The organism is Thauera phenylacetica B4P (assembly GCF_000310225.1).
GTDB lineage: Bacteria > Pseudomonadota > Gammaproteobacteria > Burkholderiales > Rhodocyclaceae > Thauera > Thauera phenylacetica.
Map to the genome: position 1 here is coordinate 1 of NZ_AMXF01000237.1, position 6299 is coordinate 6299.

7 protein-coding genes are annotated in these 6299 nt (G+C 73.0%); 4 read left to right on the forward strand and 3 right to left on the reverse strand.

The window, feature by feature from the left end:
• The 3 genes from C667_RS19250 to C667_RS19260 all read right to left on the reverse strand — a co-directional run.
• Nucleotides 1–391, reverse strand: a 391-nt coding sequence (locus C667_RS19250; RefSeq protein WP_004377084.1) for a S8 family serine peptidase, incomplete at its 3' end; no start/stop codon positions are given.
• Nucleotides 392–2110, reverse strand: a complete 1719-nt coding sequence (locus tag C667_RS19255) for an ABC transporter ATP-binding protein (protein WP_004377086.1) — start codon at nucleotides 2108–2110, stop codon at nucleotides 392–394.
• 123 nt (nucleotides 2111–2233) lie between these two features.
• Nucleotides 2234–2842 (reverse strand): NifU family protein, encoded by a 609-nt coding sequence (locus C667_RS19260; RefSeq protein WP_004377089.1) that lies wholly within the window; start codon nucleotides 2840–2842, stop codon nucleotides 2234–2236.
• A gap of 202 nt (nucleotides 2843–3044) precedes the next feature.
• Here C667_RS19260 and rsxA point away from each other — a divergent pair, with 202 nt between their 5' ends.
• The 4 genes from rsxA to C667_RS19280 form a co-directional block, all read left to right on the forward strand.
• On the forward strand, nucleotides 3045–3626 hold the full coding sequence (rsxA, locus tag C667_RS19265; protein ID WP_004377091.1) for an electron transport complex subunit RsxA: 582 nt from the start codon (nucleotides 3045–3047) through the stop codon (nucleotides 3624–3626).
• A 37-nt stretch (nucleotides 3627–3663) separates the two neighbouring features.
• The gene (locus C667_RS19270; protein WP_004377094.1) at nucleotides 3664–4203 is read left to right on the forward strand and encodes an RnfABCDGE type electron transport complex subunit B; all 540 of its coding nucleotides are present in this window, start codon (nucleotides 3664–3666) and stop codon (nucleotides 4201–4203) included.
• A gap of 35 nt (nucleotides 4204–4238) precedes the next feature.
• The gene (gene rsxC, locus C667_RS19275) at nucleotides 4239–5684 is read left to right on the forward strand and encodes an electron transport complex subunit RsxC (RefSeq protein ID WP_004377096.1); all 1446 of its coding nucleotides are present in this window, start codon (nucleotides 4239–4241) and stop codon (nucleotides 5682–5684) included.
• Nucleotides 5681–6299: RnfABCDGE type electron transport complex subunit D (locus C667_RS19280; protein WP_004377099.1), on the forward strand; the 619-nt coding region annotated here is incomplete at its 3' end. The genes rsxC and C667_RS19280, both read left to right, overlap by 4 nt.

Sequence of the window (6299 nt, forward strand, 5' to 3'; positions counted from 1 at the left end):
CTCGCGTGGGCGCCGCCGCGCACAGCAACACGCCGGCGGCGCGGGCGCGCGCACAGGCCTCGGCCAGCACCGCGCGGGGTGCGCGCAGGCCGAGGCTGAGGTTGAGGATGTGCGCCTCGTTCGCGACCGCCCAGTCGATCGCCGCCGCCACCTGCAGCGCGCTCGTGGCCAGGCGCTCGCCGAACACCTGCGCCACCACCAGCTCGACCTGCGGGGCGAAGTGCAGCAGCACGTCGGCGATCCGGCTGCCGTGCCCGAGCCGGTCGGGCTGCGCGTCGCCCTGGCGGACGACGCCGTCCTGCACCTCGAAGGCCGCCGCCGCGACCACGTTCGACGCGTGCGCGGCGCTGCAGCCGCTGTCGATCACGCCGATGCGGACCGCTGCGCCCATTCAGTCCCCCTGCGCACGCACGACCGGCTCGAGGCGGCCGGCCTCGAGCCGCAGCTCGAGCTCGCACCCCACCAGGGTCGCCGCGCGATGGCTGACGAGGATGCGGGTGCGGTCGGCGAAGAGCGCGTCCACCTCGGCGATCACCGCCGCCTCGGTCGCCTCGTCCACCGCCGAGGTCGCCTCGTCGAGCACCAGCACGCAGGGATCCTGCAGCAAGGCGCGGGCGATCGCGATGCGCTGGCGCTGACCGCCGGAGAGCTGCTGCCCGCGCTCGGCGAGCGGCGTCGCGAGCCCTTGCGGCAGGGCCGCCACGAGCTCGTCCAGGCGCGCCCGGTGCGCCGCCAGCCGCACCGCCTCGTCGTCGGCCGCGGGCATCGCGTAGCGGATGTTGTCGGCGAGCGTCCCGCGGAACAGCACGATGTCCTGGCTGACCACGGCCACGGCGCGGCGCAGCTCTCCCAGCGGGATCGTGCGCAGGTCGACGCCATCCAGGCGCAGCACGCCGGCGGCGGGGTCGTAGTGGCGGTGCAGCAGGTCGATCAGCGTGGACTTGCCGGCGCCCGAGGCGCCCGTCAGCGCCACCTTGCTGCCCGCCGGGATCACCAGGCTGGCGCCGTCGAGCACGGCCTCCGCGCGCGCGCGATGGCGGAAGACCACGCCGTCGAGCTCGACCCGCCCGCGCCAGGCCGGCGGCATCGCCACCGCCGCGGGCGGGTCCGCCACCTCGGCGGTCGCCTCGCGCAGCTCGCCCACCCGCATCAGGCTCACGCTCATGCGCTGGACCGCGACGTAGAGGCCGAGCAGGCTGCCGACCGGCCCGGTCGCCATGCCGAGGTAGGTCGAGAACGCGATCAGCGCGCCGAGCTGCCAGTCGCCCTCGATCACCCACCAGCCGCCGATCAGGAAGGCCGCGGCGCGCGTGAGCGAGGTGAGCGTGGAGGGCAGCGCATGGGTGACGAACTCGGTGCGCTGCAGGCCGAGCAGCTCGTCGAGGTAGCGCGCCCCCAGCGCGTCCAGGCGGGCGCGCTCGTCGGCCTCGCGCCGCGAGGCCTGGATGAACTTCATCGCTGGCAGGGTCTCGACCAGGAAGCTCGACACGTCGGCGGCGCGCTCGCGCACGGTGCGCGTGCGCGTCTCCAGCCTGCGCCGCATGTGGCGCAGCCACACCACCTCGAGCGGCACCAGCACGAGCACCAGCAGCGACAGCTTCCACGACAGCCCGAGCATCATCGCCAGCGCACCGAGGAGGCCGATCACGCTGCTCACCGCCGCGAACAGGCTGTCGACCGCGAAGCGCTGGATCTCGGCGACGTCGCCGTCGATGCGCGACATCAGGTCGCCTAGGCGCTGGCGGCCGTAGAAGCTCGGCGACAGGCCCTGCAGATGGCGGTAGAGGTCGCTGCGCAGGGCGAACAGGATGGTGCCGGAGAGCCGCGTGTGCAGCAGGCGGTTGATGCCGGCGAGCGCCGTCCCCGCCAGGCCCGCGGCGATCATCGCGGCCGCGACCGTGACCAGCGTCGGGTAGTCGCGCGCCAGCAGGCCGTCGTCGATCAGCAGCTTGGTCAGCCAGGGCTGCAGCAGGACCAGGGCGGAGGCGAGCAGCGACAGCGCGAGCAGGCGAACGATCGCGCCGCGCTGCGGGCGCACGAAGGCGTACAGCCAGCCCAGCCCGCGGCGCAAGGCCTCGGGCTGCTCGCTACGGATGAAGCGGCTCGGCATGGACCGCCCTCGGCCGGATGCGGCGAATGGTGGAAGGAGGGGAATTGTATCGCCCGCCGCCCCGGCCCGCCGCGCCGTGGACGGCGGCCGACGCCCCCGCCCGGCGCTCCGCGACGGCTGCGATCAGTAGATCGGCTCGACCAGCAGGCGGTCGTCCACGTAGCTCTGCAGCAGGTTGTTGATCGCGAACAGCGTCCCGGTCGAGGACGACGGGCAGCCGCCGCAGGCGCCCTTGTAGCGCACGGTCAGGGTGAACTCCTTGAGCTTGACCACGTCGAGGCCGCCGCCGTCCTGGTCGAGGAAGGGCCGGATGTGCTCGTCGAGGATCTGGTTGATGCGCATCAGCAGCTCCGCATCGTCGGCCTCCACCTCCACCGCCTCCTCGCCCGTGGCCTCGGCGGCGCCGCTCGTCGCGCCCGCAGCCCCGCCCGGCCCGGCCGGGTTGGCGATGCCGATGACGCGGCGCGCCTTGTGCCCTTCGATCAACTCGGTGACCGCGGGCTCGATCGCCGACCAGGGCATGCCCGGGTCGCGCGTGATCGTGATGAAGCCCCCGGTGCAATAGATGTCGACCACGCCGGGCACCGCGAGCAGGCTCTCGCCGAGGGTGTCGCCGACGACGGGAACACCGGCGCTGAAGTGCCGCGGCGCGCCGGTGTAGAGCGGCGCGTCGAGCATGAACTTGTTCGCCAGGGGGTTGGGCGTGGACATGACGGCGGTGACGTTGGGCATGGCGGACTCCTGCGGCGTGGGTGGGGCGTTGCTGCGACGGTCGGGCACGTTCCGCGCAGTCCGTGCGCGGAGGCATCGGGGTGCTGCGGAGCGCAGATCGGATTTCGACGCTACGGAGCGAATACTACTTGTCGTTTACGTCAACGTCAATTACCATGAACTCGCACGCTCCCCGAACCGACCGCAGGAACCGGAACCCGCCATGAAGGAATATCTGCTGCTGTTGCTCGGCACGGCCCTGGTGAACAACGTCATCCTGGTCCGCTTCCTCGGCCTGTGCCCCTTCCTCGGCGTGTCGGGCAAGCTCGAGACCGCGCTCGGCATGGGCCTGGCCACGACCTTCGTGCTCACCCTCACCTCGGGCGCGACCTGGGTGGTCGAGCACGCCCTGCTGCAGCCGCTGGACATGATGCACCTGCGCATCCTGACCTACATCCTGGTGATCGCCGCCGTTGTGCAGTTCACCGAGATGGCGATCCAGAAGGCGAGCCCGGTGCTGCACCACACCCTGGGTATCTACCTGCCGCTGATCACCACCAACTGCGCGGTGCTCGGCACCGCGCTGCTCAACCTGCAGCAGGACAACAGCCTGATCCAGAGCCTGCTCTACGGCGCCGGCTCGGCGCTCGGCTTCACCCTGGTGATCCTGCTCTTCGCCGGCCTGCGCGAGCGCATCGCGCTCGCCAACGTTCCCGCGGCCTTCGCCGGGACGCCGATCGCGCTGATCACCGCCGGCCTGCTGTCGCTGGCCTTCATGGGCTTCGCCGGCCTGCCGGTGCGCTGAAACCTTCCTCTCCTCCGGACACGCAAGGAGTACGACGATGACGATGATCCTCTCGGTAGCGGTGGTCGCCGCCCTGGGCCTGGGCCTGGGCTGGCTGCTCGGTCTCGCCTCGCAGTGGCTGGGCGCCACCACCGACCCGGTGGTGGAGCGCCTCACCGAGGCCCTCCCCGGCTCGCAGTGCGGCCAGTGCGGCTACCCCGGCTGCGGCCAGGCGGCGATCGCGCTGTCCAAGGGCGAGGCGCCGGTCACCCTTTGCCCGCCGGGCGGCCGCGTCGTCGCCGAGAAGCTCGCCGAGATCCTCGGCACCACCTTCGACCCGGGCAACCTGCCCGACCGCGGCCCGCTGCTCGCCCGCGTGCGCACCGACTACTGCATCGGCTGCTCGCGCTGCATCAAGTCCTGCCCGACCGACGCCATCCTGGGGGCGACCAAGCAGCTCCACGTGGTGCTCGAGGAGGCCTGCATCGGCTGCGGCGCCTGCGCCGAGGTCTGCCCCACCGGCGGCATCGACCTCGAGGGCATCCCGGTCACCCTGCGCAACTGGCGCTGGCACAAGCCGGGCGTGGGACACGCCTGAGCGCCCGCGCCAAGCACACCGGAACCCTGAGCACCATGAAGATTTTCCGCTTCCGCGGCGGCATCCACCCCGAAGGCAACAAGGATCCCACCGCCTGCCACCCGATCGCCCGCCTGCCGCTGCCCAAGCGCCTGTACATCCCGCTGCAGCAGCACATCGGCGAGCCGGCCGCGCCCGAGGTCAAGGTCGGCGACCATGTCCTCAAGGGCCAGCGCCTCGCCCGCCACCAGGGCTCTGTGTCGGCACCGGTGCACGCGCCCACCTCGGGCACGGTGATCGCGATCGGCGACCACATGGCGCCCCACCCTTCCGGCTTGCCGGTGCAGACGATCACCCTCGAGCCCGACGGCGAGGAGCGCTGGATCGAGACCGAGCCGGCGGTCGATCCCTTCTCGCTCACGCGCGCCGAGGTCTCCGCCCGCGTGCGCGACGCCGGCATCGTGGGCCTGGGTGGCGCGGCCTTCCCGGCGGCGGTCAAGCTCGACGCCGGCAACCGCCACCCGATCGACACCTTGATCATCAACGGCGGCGAATGCGAGCCCTACCTGACCTGCGACGACCGCCTGATGCGCGAGGGCGCGGGCTACGTGGTCGAGGGCGTGCGCCTGATCGCCAACGGCCTGGGCGCCAAGCGCGCCGTGATCGCGATCGAGGACAACAAGCCCGAGGCGCTCGAGGCGATGCGCGTCGCCGCCGCGGCCCACCCCGGCATCAGCGTGCTGCGCGTACCCTCGCGCTACCCGATGGGCTCGGAAAAGCAGCTCGTCACCACCGTGACCGGCCGCGAGATCCCCGCCGGCAAGCTCTCGGCCGAGATCGGCGTGAGCGTGCACAACGTCGGCACCGCGCTCGCGGTGTGCCGCGCGGTGCGCTTCGGCAAGCCGCTGGTGTCGCGCGTGGTCACCGTGGGCGGCGGCGCGATCCGCAACCCGCGCAACGTGGTGGTGCCGATCGGCACGCCGGCGGCCGACCTGGTCGAGTTCTGCGGCGGCTTCACCGTGACGCCGACCCGCGTGCTGATGGGCGGGCCGATGATGGGCCAGGTCCTGCCCGGGCTGGAGGCGCCGGTGGTCAAGGGCACCAGCGGCATCATCGCGCTCTCCGCCGCCGAGGCCCACGCGGCGAGCGAGCGCGCCTGCCTGCACTGCGGGCGCTGCGTGGATGTCTGTCCGGTCGGCCTGGTGCCGCTCGAGCTCGCTGCGCGCGTGCGCGCCGGGCGCATCGACGACGCCGCCGAGCTCGGCATGGGCGACTGCCTGTCCTGCGGCTGCTGTGCCTACGTGTGCCCGGCGCACCTGCCGCTGGCCCACCTGTTCAACTACGCCAAGGGCGAGATCGCCGCGCGCCGCGAGGCCCAGCGCAAGGCCGAGGAGACGCGCAAGCTGGCCGAGGCGCGCCGGCTGCGGCTGGTCGCGGAAGCCGCGGCCAAGGCCGCGCGCCGCCCCGCCCGCCCGACCGAGAAGGCGGAGACCGAATCATGACGAGCTGGACCCCGAACCGCTCCCCGGTGGCCGCGCCCCACGTGCATGGGCGCGCCAACGTCCCCCAGGTCATGCGCACGGTCCTGCTCGCCCTGCTGCCGGCGACCGCGACCGGCGTCTGGCTGTTCGGCTGGCCGGCACTCAACACGGTGCTGCTGGCGATCGCCGGTTGCGTGGCCGCCGAGGCCGCCGCGCTGGCGATCGGCCGCAGGCCGGTAGGCCATACGCTCGCCGACGGCTCGGCGGTGGTGACCGGACTCATCCTCGCGCTGTGCCTGCCGCCGTGGGCGCCATGGTGGCTGCCACTGCTCGGCGGCGCGTTCGCGATCGTGGTCGGCAAGCAGGTCTTCGGCGGCCTGGGCCAGAACGTGCTCAACCCGGCGATGCTGGCGCGGGTCGCGCTGCTGGTGTCCTTCCCGCTCGAGATGACCGCCTGGGTGGCGCCGCAGCCGCTGTTCTCGGCCGCGGCCCCTGGCCTCGTCGACGGCCTCGCGATCACCTTCGGCGGCGGCCCCCTGCCGGACGCGGTGAGCTCGGCCACCGCGCTCGCCCCGCTCAAGCTCGGCGGCGACTTCGCCGCCGGCGAGGCGCTGCTCGCGCTCGCGCTCGGCACGG